We start from the raw sequence: 14,350 nt of genomic DNA, 5'->3' as shown, positions 1-14,350 counted from the left end.
TCATGGCGAGGAGGCGAAGCCGACATGGCCATCCAGGGGCCGGTGCGAGCGGCCCTGGATGGCCACGCCCCATCGGGGCTCGCCATGACGGGTCGATAGTGTGGGAGGCGGATTACGCCTCCGCCGCCTCGCTGTTGCGCGGCGCGGCCGGCATGCCGATGGCGTGGTAGCCGGCGTCGACATGGTGCACCTCGCCGGTGACGCCGGTCGACAGCGGCCCCAGCAGGTAGAGGGCGGCGCCGCCGACCTCGTCCAGGGTGACGTTCTTGCGCAGCGGGCTGTTCTGCTGGTTGAAGCGGAACACGTAGCGGGCGTCGCCGATGGCGCTGCCGGCCAGGGTGCGCATCGGCCCGGCCGAGATGGTGTTGACCCGGATCCCCTGCGGGCCCAGATCGGCCGCCAGGTAGCGCACGCTGGCCTCCAGCGCCGCCTTGGCCACACCCATGACGTTGTAGTTCGGCATCACCCGCTCGGCGCCCAGATAGGTCAGCGTCAGCAGGCTGCCGCCATTCGGCATGATCGCCGCCGCCCGCTTCGCCAGCGCGGTGAAGCTGTAGCAGCTGATCCGCATGGTGCGGCTGAAATTCTCGGCCGTGGTGTCGAGGTAGCGGCCCTTCAGCTCTTCCTTGTCGGAATAGGCGATAGCGTGGACCAGGAAGTCGATCGACCCCCATTCCTTGCCCAGCCGGTCGAACAGGGCGGCGATCGAGTCCTCGTCCTCGACGTCGCAGGGCGCCAGGAAGCTGGCGCCGATCGACTGGATCAGCGGCTCGACCCGCTTGCGGAAGGCGTCGCCCTGGTAGGTGAAGGCCAGCTCGGCCCCCTCGCGCGCCAGAGTCGAGGCGATGCCCCAGGCGATCGAGTGGTTGTTGGCGACGCCCATGATCAGGCCGCGCTTGCCGGCCATCAGGCCGTCGCGGCGTTCGGTCGAAGTGGTGGTCATGCAGCGTACCGCTTGAAGGCGAGCGTCGCGTTGGTCCCGCCGAAGCCGAAGCTGTTGGAGAGGACGGTGGTCAGCCCGGCATTGTCGATCCGTTGCCGCACGATCGGGAAACCCTCCGCGGCCGGGTCGAGATTTTCGATGTTGGCGCTGGCGGCGATGAAGTCGTGCTTCATCATCAGCAGGCTGTAGATCGCCTCATGCACCCCGGCGGCGCCGAGCGAATGGCCGGACAGCGACTTGGTCGAGCTGATCTTCGGCGCCTTGTCGCCGAACACCTCGCGGATCGCGCCCAGCTCGGTGACGTCGCCGACCGGGGTCGAGGTGCCGTGGGTGTTGATGTAGTCGACCGGCCCGTCGACGGTGGCCAGCGCCTGGCGCATGCAGCGCACCGCGCCTTCGCCCGACGGGGCGACCATGTCGTAGCCGTCCGAGGTGGCGCCGTAGCCGACCAGCTCGCCATAGATCTTGGCGCCGCGGGCGCGGGCGTGCTCCAGCTCCTCCAGCACCACGGTGCCGCCGCCGCCGGCGATGACGAAGCCGTCGCGGTCGCGGTCATAGGCGCGGCTGGCGCGCTCCGGCGTGTCGTTGAAGCGTGAGGAGAAGGCGCCCATCGAGTCGAACAGCACCGACAGGGTCCAGTGCAGCTCTTCGCCGCCGCCGGCGAAGACGATATCCTGCTTGCCCCACTGGATCAGCTCCGCGCCGTTGCCGATGCAATGCGCCGAGGTCGAGCAGGCGGAGGAGATGGAGTAGTTGACGCCCTTGATCTTGAACGGCGTCGCCAGCGTCGCCGAATTGGTCGACGACATGCAGCGCGGCACCATGTAGGGGCCGATGCGCTTCGGCCCCTTCTCGCGGGTGATGTCCGCCGCGTCGACCTGGTTCGAGGTCGACGGCCCGCCGGAGCCCATGATCAGGCCGGAGCGCTCGTTCGAGACGTCGCTCTCCTCGAGGCCGGCATCGGCGATGGCCTGGGCCATGGCGATGTAGTTGTAGGCCGCGCCCGGGCCCATGAAGCGCAGGATGCGCCGGTCGACATGGTCGGCCGGGTCCAGCTTCACCGTGCCGTGGACATGGCAGCGGAAGCCCAGCTCCTTGTACTCCGGCGCCGCGACGATGCCGGAGCGGCCGTCGCGCAGGCTGGCCGCGACTTCATCCTGGTTGTTGCCGAGGCTCGACACGATGCCGAGCCCGGTGACGACGACGCGTCGCATGGTCATTCTCCGCGGTTCGTCAGAACGCCTCGGCCGAGGTGAACAGGCCGACCCTCAGATCCTTGGCCTCGAAGATGATCTTGCCGTCGACGGCGACGCTGCCGTCGGCGATGCCCAGCACCAGCTTGCGGTTGATCACCCGCTTCAGGTCCAGGCGGTAGGTCACCAGCTTGGCGTCGGGCAGCACCTGCCCGGTGAACTTGACCTCGCCGGTCGACAGCGCCCGGCCCTTGCCCGGCGCCCCGGTCCAGCCCAGGAAGAAGCCGGTCAGCTGCCACAGCGCGTCCAGGCCCAGGCAGCCCGGCATCACCGGGTCGTTCTCGAAATGGCAGGCGAAGAACCACAGGTCCGGGCGGATGTCGAACTCGGCCACGGCCTCGCCCTTGCCATAGGCGCCGCCGTTGTCGTTGATGGTGGTGATCCGGTCCATCATCAGCATGGGCGGCAACGGCAGCTTGGCGTTGCCAGGGCCGAACAGCTCGCCATGCGCGCAGGAGAGCAGGTCTTCGTAGGTGTAGCTGGATTTACCGGTCACGGCCGCGTTGGCGCCTTCCATGGTCTTACCGACGCGCGCGACTGTAGCGTTTTTTCGGATGGGCACAAGTGCGAGCCGGGCGCGCTGTCGGGCTCTCAACACTAAGATGGGCCCAATGGTCGCGGCGAACAGGCATTGCCTGCGGCCGTCCGGCACCCTAGCTTCGGGGGATCACGGCACCTTTCGGCGGAATTGGACGCGCGCATGACCGTCTGGCGGACGACCCTTCTGGCCTCCTGTGTCGCGGCGACGGCCGTGCTGCGGCCGCCGGCCGCCGAGGCCGCCAACGATCCGCGCACCCTTTCGGGCGCCTATCTTGCCGGCACCCATGCGCTGGCCGCGCGCGACCTGTCGGCGGCCGGCCGCTTCTTCAGCCAGGTGCTGGCGGCGGACCCGGACAACCTGGCGCTGCTGCGGCGTAGCTTCACCCTGACGCTGGCCGGCGGCGATGTCGACGGCGCCGCCAAGCTGGCCCGGCGCCTGGACACGGCGGACACCGCCGACCAGCTGGTCCGCATCACCCTGGTCCTGAGCGACGCCAAGGCCGGGCAGTGGCGCGGCGCCCTGGACCGGCTGAAGTCGATGGAGGCGGCGGGCACCGCCAAGTCGATCACGCCGATCATCGCCGCCTGGCTCAGGGTCGGCGCCGGCGACGGCAAGGCGGCGCTGTCCAGCCTCGACCCGCTGCTGAAGCAGCAGCGGCCGGACGCGCTGGGGTCGATCCAGAAGGCGCTGATCCTCGACTATCTCGGTGATCTCGACGGCGCCCAGCAGGCCTATGAGGCGCTGGGCGACATGGGCGGCACGGTGCGGCTGGTCGAGGGGCTGGCCAGCGTCTATCAGCGCGAGGGCCAGCGCGACAAGGCGCGGCAGGTCTATCGCAGCTTCACCGACCAGAACGGCGACAACCTGCTGCTGGAGCCGGCGATCCAGCGCCTGGACAAGGGCGAGCGGGCGCAGCCGATCATCGGCAGCCCGTCCGACGGGCTGGCCGAGGCGTTGTTCTACATCGCCAGCGCCGTCAGCCAGGACCGCGAGGCCCAGGGCGGCGACACCGCGCTGATCTACACCCGCCTCGCCCTCTATCTGCGGCCGGACTTCCCGGTGGCGCAGATCCTGCTGGGCGACGTGCTGGCCGGGCAGGAGCAGTACCAGAACGCCATCGCCGCCTATGAATCGCTGCCGGACGGCACCCCCGCCGGCTGGATGGCGCGGGTGCGCGAGACCCTGGCCTATGAGGGGCTGGAGCAGTTCGACAAGGGCATCGCGCTGGCCTCCGACCTGGTGTCGGAGCGGCCGGACAGCCAGGCCGGCTATCTCCGCCTCGGCGACCTGTACCGGGCGAAGCAGGACTTCGCCTCCGCCGTCGTCGCCTATGACGACGCCGCCCGCCGGCAGAAGCGGCTGGAGGAGGTGGACTGGACCTTCCTGTACCGCCGCGGCATCGCGCTGGAGCGCGCCGGCCGCTTCGACCGGGCGGAGCAGGATCTGCGCCGCGCCATCGGGCTGAACCCGGACCACGCCAACCTGCTGAACTATCTCGGCTACTCGCTGCTCGACCGCGGCAAGGACCTGAAGGAGGCGGAGGATCTGATCCGCAAGGCGGTCGACCTGTCGCCGAATGACGGCTACATCATCGACAGCCTGGGCTGGGTCTATTACCGCACCAACCAGATGGACAAGGCGGTTGAGACGCTGGAGAAGGCGATCTCGCTGAAGCCCGAGGACCCGACCATCAACGACCATCTCGGCGACGCCTATTGGCGGGTCGGCCGCAAGCTGGAGGCGCGCTACCAGTGGGAGGCGGCGCTGCGCACCACCGAGGGCGACCCGCCGAAGGACAAGATCGAGGCCAAGCTGGCCAACGGCCTGCCCGCCCAGGAAGCCTCGGCCCCGGTCAAGTCGAACTGATCGTGACGCAGCCCGGCAAGGCTTGGTCCGGCACCGCGCCGGCCAAGGTCAACCTGTATCTCCATGTCGTCGGCAGGCGCGCGGACGGCTACCACCTGCTCGACAGCCTGGTGGTGTTCGCCGATGTCGGCGACCGGCTGACCTTGGAGCCGGCCGCGGCGCCGGGCCTGACCGTGACCGGGCCCTTCGCCGGCGCCATCCCGCCCGGCGACGACAACCTGGCGCTGCGCGCGGTGCGGCGCCTGGCGGCCGCGACCGGGCGGCCCGACGGCATCGCCGTCACCCTCGACAAGCGGCTGCCGGTGGCGGCCGGGATCGGCGGCGGCTCGGCCGATGCCGCGGCGGTGCTGCGCGGCCTCGCCGCGCTCTGGGACCTCGCGCCCGCCGACCCGCGCCTGCTCGAGGTCGCGGCCGGGCTCGGCGCCGACGTCCCGGTCTGCCTGGCCGGCCGCACCGCCTGGCTGGGCGGCGTCGGCGAGCGGCTGGAGCCCGGTCCGGACCTGGCCGGGGTGCCGATCCTGCTGGTCAATCCCGGCGTGCCGCTGTCGACGCCCGATGTGTTCCGGGCCCGGCGCGGCGGCTTCTCGGCCGAGGCCCGCTTCGCCGAGGCCAAGCCGACGCTGGAGCAGCTCTGCGCGTTGCTGGCCGGGCGCGGCAACGACCTGGCCGCGCCGGCGACATCCCTGGTGCCGGTGATCGGCGAGGTGCTGGCGGCGCTGGCGGCGCAGCCGGGCTGCCGCCTGGCCCGGATGTCGGGCAGCGGCGCCACCTGCTTCGGCCTGTTCGAGACGCCGGCCGCGGCGAAGGCGGCCGAAGCGGCGCTGGCCGGGCGCGGCTGGTGGGCCGCCGCCGCGGCGCTGCTCTAACCCGTCGCAGGCTTCCGAAATGATCGACGCTGGCCGGCCGGGGCCCGTGCTGGTATGAAGCGCGGTCGCGCGGGACCCTCCGGTCCGCGCGGTCGACAGGCGCAGCCCGTCCCCCCGGGCGGCTGCTGGGAATGCGGATGACCGACGCTCTTTCCGCCGCGTCCGCCCGGCGCGGATCCTCGGGATCCGCCGGCTGGCTGCGGCTCGATACCCCCCAGGGGGCGATCTTCTGGCTGATCCTGCTGGGCGGGCTGCTGCGGCTCGCCCTGGCCTGGGCGCTCGGCTACGGCAACGGTGAATCCTACTACGTCGCCACCGCCCGGTTCTGGGCGCTCAGCTATTTCGACCAGCCGCCGCTGTTCCTGTGGATCACCCACGCCATGATCGGCCTCGGCGATGCCGAGCTGTGGCTGCGCCTGCCCTATGTGCTGATGTTCGGTGTCTCGACCTGGCTGATGTACCGGCTGGGCGCGTATCTGTTCGGTGCCTGGGCCGGGGTGTGGGCGGCGCTGCTCCTGAACCTGTCGGCCGTGTTCTTCCTCAGCGTCGGCAGCTGGGTACAGCCGGACGGGCCGCTGTTCCTGTTCCTGCTGGCCGCGGCGTACTGTACCGCCCGGGTGGTGGTGCCGGAGCCGGAGACGCTGTCGCGCGGCGCCGCCTGGGGCTGGTGGCTGGCCGCCGGCGCCTGCTTCGGCCTGGCGCTGCTGTCGAAGTACCACGCCTCGCTGATGATGGCCGGGCTGCTGCTGTTCCTGCTGACCACGCGGGGGCGCCGCCGCTGGCTGCTGCATCCGGCGCCCTGGATCGCGGTGGTGATCGCCTTCGCGATCTTCTCGCCGGTGCTGATCTGGAACGACGACAACCAGTGGGTGTCGTTCCTGTTCCAGGGCGGCCGCAGCTCCGGCGGGCGGTTCCGGCCCGACTGGCTGGCCCAGAACATCGGCGGCCAGGCGATCTGGCTCCTGCCCTGGGTCTGGTTGCCGATGATCTGGGTGTTCGTCGCCGGCCTGATCCGCGGCCCGAAGGACCTGCGCGGCTGGTTCCTGGTCAGCCTCGCCATCATCCCGATCGTGCTGTTCACCGCCGTCGCCTCCTGGGCGAAGATCGGCGCTCATTTCCACTGGCAGGCGCCGGGCTACCTGCTGCTGTTCCCGCTGCTGGGCGCCGCCACGGCGCGGTGGCTGGAGAACGGCAGCCGCGCCGCCCGGATCTGGCTCAAGGCCTCGGGCGTCGCCACGGTGGTCGTGCTGGTGGTGCTGGGCAGCCACGCCGCCACCGGCTGGATGCGGGCCCTGCCCTATCTCGACCGGGCCCATCTCGAGCACGATCCGACGCTGGAGGGGCTGGACTGGACCGACCTGCGCGCCGCGGCGCGGGAGCGCGGCTGGTACGATCAGCCCGGCCTGTTCGTGGTCGGCACCCAATGGCACCAGACCGGCAAGATCGACGTCCAGCTCGGCGACCGGCTGCCGGTGCTGTGCCTGTGCCGCGACCCGCGCAACCTGGCCTTCGGCTGGAACCAGATGGACTTCGCCGGCCATGACGCGGTGATCATCGGCCAGGAGGAGTTCCTGAAGGATTTCGACGAGCGCTGGCGGCCCTATTTCGCCTCGGTCGAGCCGCAGCCGGACATCATCGTCCATCGCGGCGGCCGAGCCGAGCTGACCCTGCATGTCTACACCGCGCGCGGCTTCAAGGCGCCCTGGCCGCTGCCGCTGCCGCCGGGCGCGCCCTGGATGGCCACCAAGTGATGCGCTACGAGCTCGCGGTGGTGGTGCCGACCCTGAACGAGGTCGGCAATGTTGGTCGCCTCGTCGAGCTGCTCGACGCGGCGCTGGCCGGGATCGCCTGGGAGGTGATCTTCGTCGACGACGATTCGACCGACGGCACGGCCGAGGCGGTCTACAAGATCGCCGAGACCCGCGACAATGTCCGCTGCCTGAAGCGGATCGGCCGGCGCGGCCTGTCCTCGGCCTCGGTCGAGGGCATGATGGCGACCGGCGCCCCCTATCTCGCGGTGATGGACGCCGACCTGCAGCATGACGAGACGCTGCTGCCGAAGATGCTGGCGCGGCTGAAGGCCGACACGCTGGACATCGTCGTCGCCAGCCGCTTCCTGCCGGGCAGCGACCTCGGCACCTTCTCGGAGAAGCGCGAGCGCCTGTCCGGCCTCGGCATCCGCCTGGCCCGCATGGTGGTGCCGAAGGAGCTGACCGACCCGCTCAGCGGCTTCTTCATGCTGCGCCGGCCGCTGATCGAGGAGGTCGCGGACCGGCTGAACGGGCAGGGTTTCAAGATCCTGCTCGACATCTTCGCCTCGGCCGGGCGCCCGCTGCGCTTCGCCGAGCTGCCCTTCGTCTTCCGCAGCCGGCTCAGCGGCGAAAGCAAGCTCGACTTCGCCGTCAGCCTGGAATTCCTGATGCTGATCTTCGACAAGCTGCTGGGCGGCACGATCCCGGCGCGCTTCATCCTGTTCGTCATGGTCGGGCTGTCCGGCGTGGCGGTGCAGCTGGCCCTGGTCGGGCTGTTCCTGCACGCCTTCCGCTGGGACTTCTACTGGGCCCAGGCGGTGGCGACCGTGGCGGCGATGACCTCGAACTTCGCGCTGAACAACCGCATCACCTACCGCGACAAGCAGCTGCGCGGGCGCGACTTCCTGCGCGGCCTCCTGTCCTTCTACGCCGCCTGCGCCATCGGCGCCCTGATCAACCTGCAGGTGGCGGAGTTCCTGTTCGAGCGCAGCGTGCCCTGGGCCCTGGCCAGCTTCCTCGGCGCCGCCCTGTCCTCGGTCTGGAACTTCGGCGTGACCTCGACCTTCACCTGGAGCAAGCGCGGCCGCGCCCGGACCCAGGCGGCGGGGGAGTAGGGCTGCCTGCTTCGACGATCTGGTCGCGAGGCCAAACGGCCAGGTGGGAGACAGCCATGAACGTCCAGTACATCGACACCCCAGCCGGACGTTTCGCCGTCCTCCCCGAAGCCGAGTTCCGTCGGCTGACGGAGGCTGCAGAGGACGCGGCGGACTCCGCGATCGTCCGCGAGTTCGAGCGGAAGCTGGCGGCCGGCGAGGAGGAACTCCTGCCCTCCGCCATGGTCGATCGTCTGCTGGCCGGCGAGAGCGCGGTGAAGGTCTGGCGCGAACACCGCGGCTTCAGTGCCCATCAGCTTGCCGCCAAGGCGGATGTCAGCGCCGCCTACATCAGCCAGATCGAAGGCGGCAAGCGCGACGGCACGGTTTCGACCCTGCGCAAGATCGCGGATGCGCTCGGGGTCCGCCTCGACGACCTCGCCTGAGGCATGAGTGCCGGCCGAAGGCCGGCACTCATGCCTCTCAGCAGAGCGCCGGCTCGGTCTCGCGCCGGAACGAGCGGAACAGCTCGCCGACGCTGCGGGTGCCGGTCTCGACCAGGTCGAAGCGGCGGCCGAAGCGGATCCAGTCGACCATCAGCCCGACCATCAGGCAGGTCAGCGTGCTGGCCGCCACCTCCGGCGGCCAGGCCGGGCTCAGCCGTCCGGATTCCTGCGCCGCACCGAAGGCCCGGTTCATCGTCGCCCGCATGTGGTCATGCGCCTCGCGCTGCCGCGCCAGCGCCGCCAGCATCTCGCCGACATACTCGCAGCGGCAGGTCAGGATGGTGAAGACGCGCTGCCGCTGCTCATCCTCGGTCAGGGCGATGAAGCTCTCGACCGTCGCCTGCTCGATCAGGCCCAGCGGGTCGGGATGGCCATCGGCCATCGCCCGCTCGACGATGTCCTCCGCCGGCAGCTTCACGCGCTCGTGCAGCGCCTCGAACAGCTCGACCTTGTTCTTGAAGTGCCAGTAGATGGCGCCCCGGGTCACCCCGGCCGCGTTGGCGATCAGCTCCAGCGAGGTGCGCGACACCCCGTCCACGAAAAACAGCCGCTCCGCTGCGTCCAGAATCTTCTGCCGGGTCTCTTCCGCCTCGGCCTTGGTGCGGCGTGCCATGTCTCTATCCCTCTCCCCCTTTTTTCTCTTTACATACGTTCGAGTATGTATATAAGTCCATCCCTGCCTGACATTCCGGAGGCCCCGGGGTGTGTGCGGCGCAAAAAAATCCGACAGCGGGAAGGGGTTGTCGTGAGCTCAGCCATCCGGAATCCGGGGTGTCCCCCGACACGAATCCGTCTTTCCGGGGACCGGTTGCCGCGTCTCTCCCGATAACAAATCTTAATACGTCGGCTCGGCCTCCGCCATTGCCCAGGCGGCCAGGAGCAGGCATTCTGGGGGTGCGCCGATATGGCGGAATGGGGGCTCGGTGAAATGTTGAGGGGTTCGTCTGCATCCCCAATACATACATTCAAGAATGTATGTAAATCAACCCCGCACTCGTCGCCGTCGTCAGAATTTGTTGTGCAGTGCAAAAAACTCTCAGGCAAAGGTGCGGTCACCGTGATCACGACGTCTTCTCTTCGCGCCGTCGCATTGGCCGCTACCCTGGCCGCCGCGCCGATTCTTGCATCTTGCAACGAAAACACCGGTGAAGCCCAGGCCCAGACGCAATCCGCGCCGCCGCCGCCCGAGGTGACGGTGCAGGAGGTGTCGGCCGGGCCGGTGCCGCTGACCTACACCTATGCCGCCCGCGTGTCGGCCTTCCGCGAGATCGAGGTGCGCGCCCGCGTCGGCGGCATCCTGCTGAAGCGCGACTATACCGAAGGCGCGCGGGTGACCGAGGCGCAGGAGCTGTTCCGCATCGACCCGGCCACCTACCAGGCCGAGGTGGCGCGCGTGCAGGCCCAGCTGCAGCAGGCCCAGGCCCAGCTGGCCAACAGCCGGATCAATGCCGAGCGGGCCGCGAAGCTGTTCGCCTCCCGCGCCGGGTCGGAGCGCGACCGCGACGACACCGCGGCCCAGGTGCGCACCGACGAGGCGGCGGTGGCCGCCGCCCAGGCGCAGCTGAAGACGGCACAGCTGAACCTCGACTACACCACGGTGACGGCGCCGCTCGGCGGCATGACGAGCATCGAGGAGGTGCCGGAGGGCAGCCTGATCAGCGCCAACGGCCTGCTGACCCGGATCACCCAGCTCGACCCGGCCTATGTCAGCTTCTCCTTCAGCGACGCCGATTTCGCCGAGATCCGGCGGCTGCTGGACGAGGGCAAGGCCGAGGGGCCGAAGGACCGCCGCTTCCCGGTGACGGTGAAGCTCGGCGACGGGCGGGTCTACGACCAGGGCGGCACCATCAACTTCACCGACAGCATCGTCGACAACCAGACCGGCACGATCCGCGCCCGCGCCGTGCTGCCGAATGCCCAGGGCCTGTTGATGCCGAACCAGTTCGTGCGGGTCACGGTCAGCGGCCTGACGCTGAAGCAGGGCGTGGTGGTGCCGCAGGTGGCGGTGATGCAGGGCCCGCAGGGTCCCTTCGCCTATGCCCTGGGCGAGGGCAACAAGGCCGAGGCCCGGCCGCTGACGCTTGGCCGCGAGGTCGAGGGCGGCTGGCTGGTCGAGAGCGGCCTGAAGGGCGGCGACCGGATCATCACCGAGGGCGTGATCAAGGTCCGGCCGGGCAGCCCGGTACGCCCGTCCGAGGCCAAGGTCGCGGAGGCCGCCCCGTGATCTCCCGCTTCTTCATCGACCGGCCGGTCTTCGCGGCCGTCCTCTCGATCGTCATCACCCTGGCCGGCCTCGTCGCCATGCGGGTGCTGCCGATCGCGCAGTATCCGGAGATCGTGCCGCCCGAGGTCACGGTCTCGGCCAGCTATTCCGGCGCCAGCGCCGAGACCGTGGCCCAGACCGTCGCCGCGCCGCTGGAGCAGCAGATCAACGGCGTCGACAACATGCTGTACATGCGGTCGACGAATACCGGCGACGGCACCATGACGCTGACCGTCACCTTCAAGATCGGCACCGATCCCGACCAGGCGACGATCAACGTCAACAACCGCGTCCAGCGCGTGCTGCCCACCCTGCCGCAGGAGGTGCAGCGCACCGGCGTCCGGGTCGACAAGAAGTCCAGCTCGATCCTGCAGGCGGTGATCCTGCATGACGAGAGCGGCCAGTACGACCCGATCTACCTGAACAACTACGCGCTGCTGAACGTCATCGACGACCTCAAGCGCGTGCCCGGCGTCGGCGACGCCACGCTGTTCGGCGCCGGCAAGGACTATTCGATGCGGATCTGGCTGCGGCCGGACAAGCTGGCGCAGTACAGCCTGACGCCCAGCGACGTCTCCGCCGCGATCCAGGAGCAGAACGCCCAGTTCGCCGCCGGCCGCTTCGGCGAGGAGCCGGACGCGAACGGCCTGGCCTTCACCTATTCGGCGACGACCGACGGCCGCCTGCCGAACGCCGAGGCCTTCGAGAACATCATCCTGAAATCCGACAGCAACGCGGCGACGCTGCGGCTGAAGGACGTGGCGCGGGTCGAGCTCGGCGCCCAGGCCTACAACTCCGCCGCCAACTACAACGGCAAGCCGGCCGCCGCGATCGGCATCTACCTGCAGCCCGGCGCCAACGCGCTGGAGACGGCGGAGGGGGTGAAGGCGCGGATGGAGGAGCTGAAGCAGGCCTTCCCCGACGGCATCACCTACGCCATCCCCTACGACACCACCCGCTTCGTCGAGGTGTCGATCGACGAGGTGATCAAGACCTTCATCGAGGCGATGGTCCTGGTCGTGCTGGTGGTCTTCGTCTTCCTGCAGAATCTGCGGGCGACGCTGATCCCGGTGATCGCGGTGCCGATCTCGATCCTCGGCACCTTCGCCGGGATGTACATGCTCGGCTTCTCGATCAACCTCCTGACGCTGTTCGGCCTGATCCTGGCCATCGGCATCGTCGTCGACGACGCCATCGTCGTGCTCGAGAATGTCGAGCGCATCATGCGCACGGAGAAGCTGCCGCCGAAGGAGGCGGCGCGGAAGGCGATGGACGAGGTCTCGGGCCCGGTCATCGCCATCGTGCTGGTGCTGTGCGCCGTGTTCGTGCCGGTCGCCTTCATGGGCGGCCTGGCGGGCGAGATGTACCGGCAGTTCGCGGTCACCATCGCGGTGTCGGTCACCATCTCCGGCATCGTCGCGCTGACGCTGACCCCGGCGCTGTGCGCCCTGATCCTGAAGCCCGGCCATCACGAGCCCGCCCGGCCGTTCCGCTGGTTCAACCGGGTGTTCGACGGCATCACCGCGGCCTACACCACGGGCGTGCGCTTCTTCCTCAAGCGCTTCACCATCGGCCTGTTGCTGTTCGCCGGCTTTGCCGGGGTGGCGGGATTCCTGTTCCAGAAGATCCCGGGGTCGCTGGTGCCGGACGAGGACCAGGGCTACCTGCTCGTCGCCGCCTTCCTGCCGCCCGCCGCCTCGCTGGAGCGGACCGAGAAGGCGCTGTCCGAGGCGACGCAGAACATCCTGAAGCATCCGGCGGTCAGCGAGAGCATCGACGTGCCGGGCTTCGACCTGCTGTCGGCGGCGCAGAAGACCTATGGCGGCATCATCTTCGTGCCGCTGAAGGACTGGTCGCAGCGCACCGACCCGGCGCTCGACGCGCGCAACCTGCCCGGGCCGTTCATGGGCATGAATGCCGGCATCAAGGACGCGATGGTGCTGGCCTTCAACCCGCCGCCGATCATGGGCATGAGCACGACCGGCGGCTTCGAGGCCTATGTCCAGGACCGCACCGGCGCCGGCTATCCGGCCCTGGCCGCGGCGACGCAGAAGCTGGTCGACGCCGCGGCCAAGCGGCCGGACCTGGCGGGCGTGCGGTCCCAGTTCAACATCGCCATCCCGCAATACAAGCTCGACGTCGACCGCGAGAAGGCGCGGGCGCTGGGCGTGCCGATCTCGTCGATCTTCGACGCGATGCAGGCCACCTTCGGCAGCCTCTACGTCAACGACTTCACGCTGTACGGCCGCAACTACCGCGTCAGCCTGGCGTCGGAGGGCAGCTTCCGCCAGCGGCCGGAGGATCTGAAGCAGGTCTTCGTCCGGGCCGATGGCGGGGCGATGATCCCGATCGACGCGCTGGTCAAGGCGCACCGGGTGGTCGGTCCCGACCAGGTCGAGCGCTTCAACATCTTCCCGGCGGCCAAGATCATGGGCGGCCCGGCGCCCGGCTACTCCTCCGGCCAGTCGATCGCGGCGATGGAGCAGCTGGCCAAGGAGGTGCTGCCCAGCGGCTACGCCCTGGCCTGGACCGGCTCGGCCTTCCAGGAGCAGTCGGCCGGCGGCTCCGGCAACCAGGCGCTGCTGTTCGGCCTGATCATGGTGTTCCTGATCCTGGCGGCGCAGTACGAGCGCTGGTCGCTGCCGATCGCGGTGCTGACCGCCGTGCCCTTCGCCCTGTTCGGGGCGCTGGTCGCGGTGTGGCTGCGCGGGCTGCAGAACGACGTCTACTTCCAGATCGGCCTGGTCACCCTGATCGGCCTCGCCGCCAAGAACGCGATCCTGATCGTCGAGTTCGCGGTGCTGAAGCGCGAGGAGGGGATGAGCGCCTTCGACGCGGCGCTGGAGGCGGCGAAGCTGCGCTTCCGCCCGATCGTCATGACCTCGCTGGCCTTCATCCTGGGCTGCCTGCCGCTGGCCATCGCCAGCGGCGCCGGCTCGGCCAGCCGCCACTCGATCGGCACCGGCGTGATCGGCGGCATGCTCGCCGCCACCGTCATCGCCACCTTCTTCATCCCGATGTTCTACCGGCTGATCGCCTGGCGCGATCGCAAGAAGCCGGACACGGAAGCGGGGCCCGCCTTCCCCCAGGCGGAGCATCCGTGAGACGGGGCCGCCCCACGGCCCCGCCTCGGTCCCGGTCGTCATTGCTGCCCCTCGACGACCGGGACTCCTAACCGGACGGGGCGCGGACCGCAACCCGCGCCCCGTCCGTCGCATCCGTTGCCTCTCCCGCGTGGCGAGATCGTTTCAGAATTCCGAACACCGT

The 14,350-nt window shown here is 69.6% G+C and carries 11 protein-coding genes; 7 read left to right on the top strand and 4 right to left on the bottom strand.

The window, feature by feature from the left end; translation table 11 throughout:
* Positions 1-112: 112 nt before the first annotated feature.
* From fabI to fabA, 3 genes are read right to left on the bottom strand one after another with little or no spacing between them, the layout of a single operon-like run.
* Positions 113-943: an enoyl-ACP reductase FabI gene (fabI, locus tag BWR60_RS17630; RefSeq protein ID WP_088152332.1), complete on the bottom strand. Its 831-nt coding sequence runs from the start codon at positions 941-943 to the stop codon at positions 113-115.
* Positions 940-2,157, bottom strand: a complete 1,218-nt coding sequence (fabB, locus tag BWR60_RS17625; protein WP_088152331.1) for a beta-ketoacyl-ACP synthase I — start codon at positions 2,155-2,157, stop codon at positions 940-942. Before fabB ends, fabI begins: the two co-directional genes overlap by 4 nt.
* 19 nt (positions 2,158-2,176) lie before the next feature.
* A complete protein-coding gene (fabA, locus tag BWR60_RS17620; protein WP_230983088.1) occupies positions 2,177-2,692 on the bottom strand; it encodes a 3-hydroxyacyl-[acyl-carrier-protein] dehydratase FabA in 516 nt (171 codons plus the stop codon).
* A 204-nt stretch (positions 2,693-2,896) separates the two neighbouring features.
* On the opposite strand from fabA, the gene BWR60_RS17615 reads away from it, so the two are divergent.
* The 5 genes from BWR60_RS17615 (at position 2,897) to BWR60_RS17595 (ending at position 8,760) form a co-directional block, all read left to right on the top strand.
* Positions 2,897-4,603 (top strand): tetratricopeptide repeat protein, encoded by a 1,707-nt coding sequence (locus BWR60_RS17615; protein WP_088152329.1) that lies wholly within the window; start codon positions 2,897-2,899, stop codon positions 4,601-4,603.
* A gap of 2 nt (positions 4,604-4,605) precedes the next feature.
* Complete coding sequence (locus tag BWR60_RS17610; RefSeq protein WP_179221820.1) at positions 4,606-5,469, top strand: 4-(cytidine 5'-diphospho)-2-C-methyl-D-erythritol kinase; 864 nt, start codon at positions 4,606-4,608, stop codon at positions 5,467-5,469.
* Between the two features lie 137 nt (positions 5,470-5,606).
* On the top strand, positions 5,607-7,220 hold the full coding sequence (locus BWR60_RS17605; RefSeq protein ID WP_179221819.1) for a glycosyltransferase family 39 protein: 1,614 nt from the start codon (positions 5,607-5,609) through the stop codon (positions 7,218-7,220).
* Positions 7,220-8,335, top strand: coding sequence for a glycosyltransferase (locus tag BWR60_RS17600; RefSeq protein WP_088152327.1), 1,116 nt, complete (start codon positions 7,220-7,222; stop codon positions 8,333-8,335). The genes BWR60_RS17605 and BWR60_RS17600 overlap by 1 nt, the downstream gene beginning before the upstream one ends.
* A gap of 56 nt (positions 8,336-8,391) precedes the next feature.
* Entirely contained in the window at positions 8,392-8,760 is a 369-nt protein-coding gene (locus BWR60_RS17595; RefSeq protein WP_088152326.1) for a helix-turn-helix domain-containing protein, read from the top strand.
* A gap of 37 nt (positions 8,761-8,797) precedes the next feature.
* On the opposite strand, the gene BWR60_RS17590 is transcribed toward BWR60_RS17595, so the two are convergent.
* Entirely contained in the window at positions 8,798-9,433 is a 636-nt protein-coding gene (locus BWR60_RS17590; RefSeq protein ID WP_034835062.1) for a TetR family transcriptional regulator, read from the bottom strand.
* A 582-nt stretch (positions 9,434-10,015) separates the two neighbouring features.
* On the opposite strand from BWR60_RS17590, the gene BWR60_RS17585 reads away from it, so the two are divergent.
* Both BWR60_RS17585 and BWR60_RS17580 read left to right on the top strand, forming a co-directional pair.
* Positions 10,016-11,044 carry an efflux RND transporter periplasmic adaptor subunit gene (locus tag BWR60_RS17585; protein ID WP_218823567.1) on the top strand — a complete coding sequence of 343 codons (1,029 nt, stop codon included), beginning with the start codon at positions 10,016-10,018 and terminating at the stop codon, positions 11,042-11,044.
* A complete protein-coding gene (locus tag BWR60_RS17580) occupies positions 11,041-14,187 on the top strand; it encodes an efflux RND transporter permease subunit (RefSeq protein ID WP_275542388.1) in 3,147 nt (1,048 codons plus the stop codon). The genes BWR60_RS17585 and BWR60_RS17580 overlap by 4 nt, the downstream gene beginning before the upstream one ends.
* The last annotated feature ends 163 nt before the right edge of the window (positions 14,188-14,350 follow it).

Source organism: Inquilinus limosus, assembly GCF_002195995.1.
Classification (GTDB): domain Bacteria; phylum Pseudomonadota; class Alphaproteobacteria; order DSM-16000; family Inquilinaceae; genus Inquilinus; species Inquilinus limosus_C.
Note: the sequence above shows the minus strand (reverse complement) of the source record. Positions and strands in the feature narration are given on the sequence as shown.

Coding starts and splice junctions, on each gene's coding strand:
- BWR60_RS17590 (WP_034835062.1), bottom strand. CDS start 9,433: ATGGCACGCCGCACCAAGGCCGAGGCGGAAGAGACCCGGCAGAAGATT.
- fabI (WP_088152332.1), bottom strand. CDS start 943: ATGACCACCACTTCGACCGAACGCCGCGACGGCCTGATGGCCGGCAAG.
- BWR60_RS17615 (WP_088152329.1), top strand. CDS start 2,897: ATGACCGTCTGGCGGACGACCCTTCTGGCCTCCTGTGTCGCGGCGACG.
- BWR60_RS17600 (WP_088152327.1), top strand. CDS start 7,220: ATGCGCTACGAGCTCGCGGTGGTGGTGCCGACCCTGAACGAGGTCGGC.
- BWR60_RS17605 (WP_179221819.1), top strand. CDS start 5,607: ATGACCGACGCTCTTTCCGCCGCGTCCGCCCGGCGCGGATCCTCGGGA.
- BWR60_RS17595 (WP_088152326.1), top strand. CDS start 8,392: ATGAACGTCCAGTACATCGACACCCCAGCCGGACGTTTCGCCGTCCTC.
- fabB (WP_088152331.1), bottom strand. CDS start 2,157: ATGCGACGCGTCGTCGTCACCGGGCTCGGCATCGTGTCGAGCCTCGGC.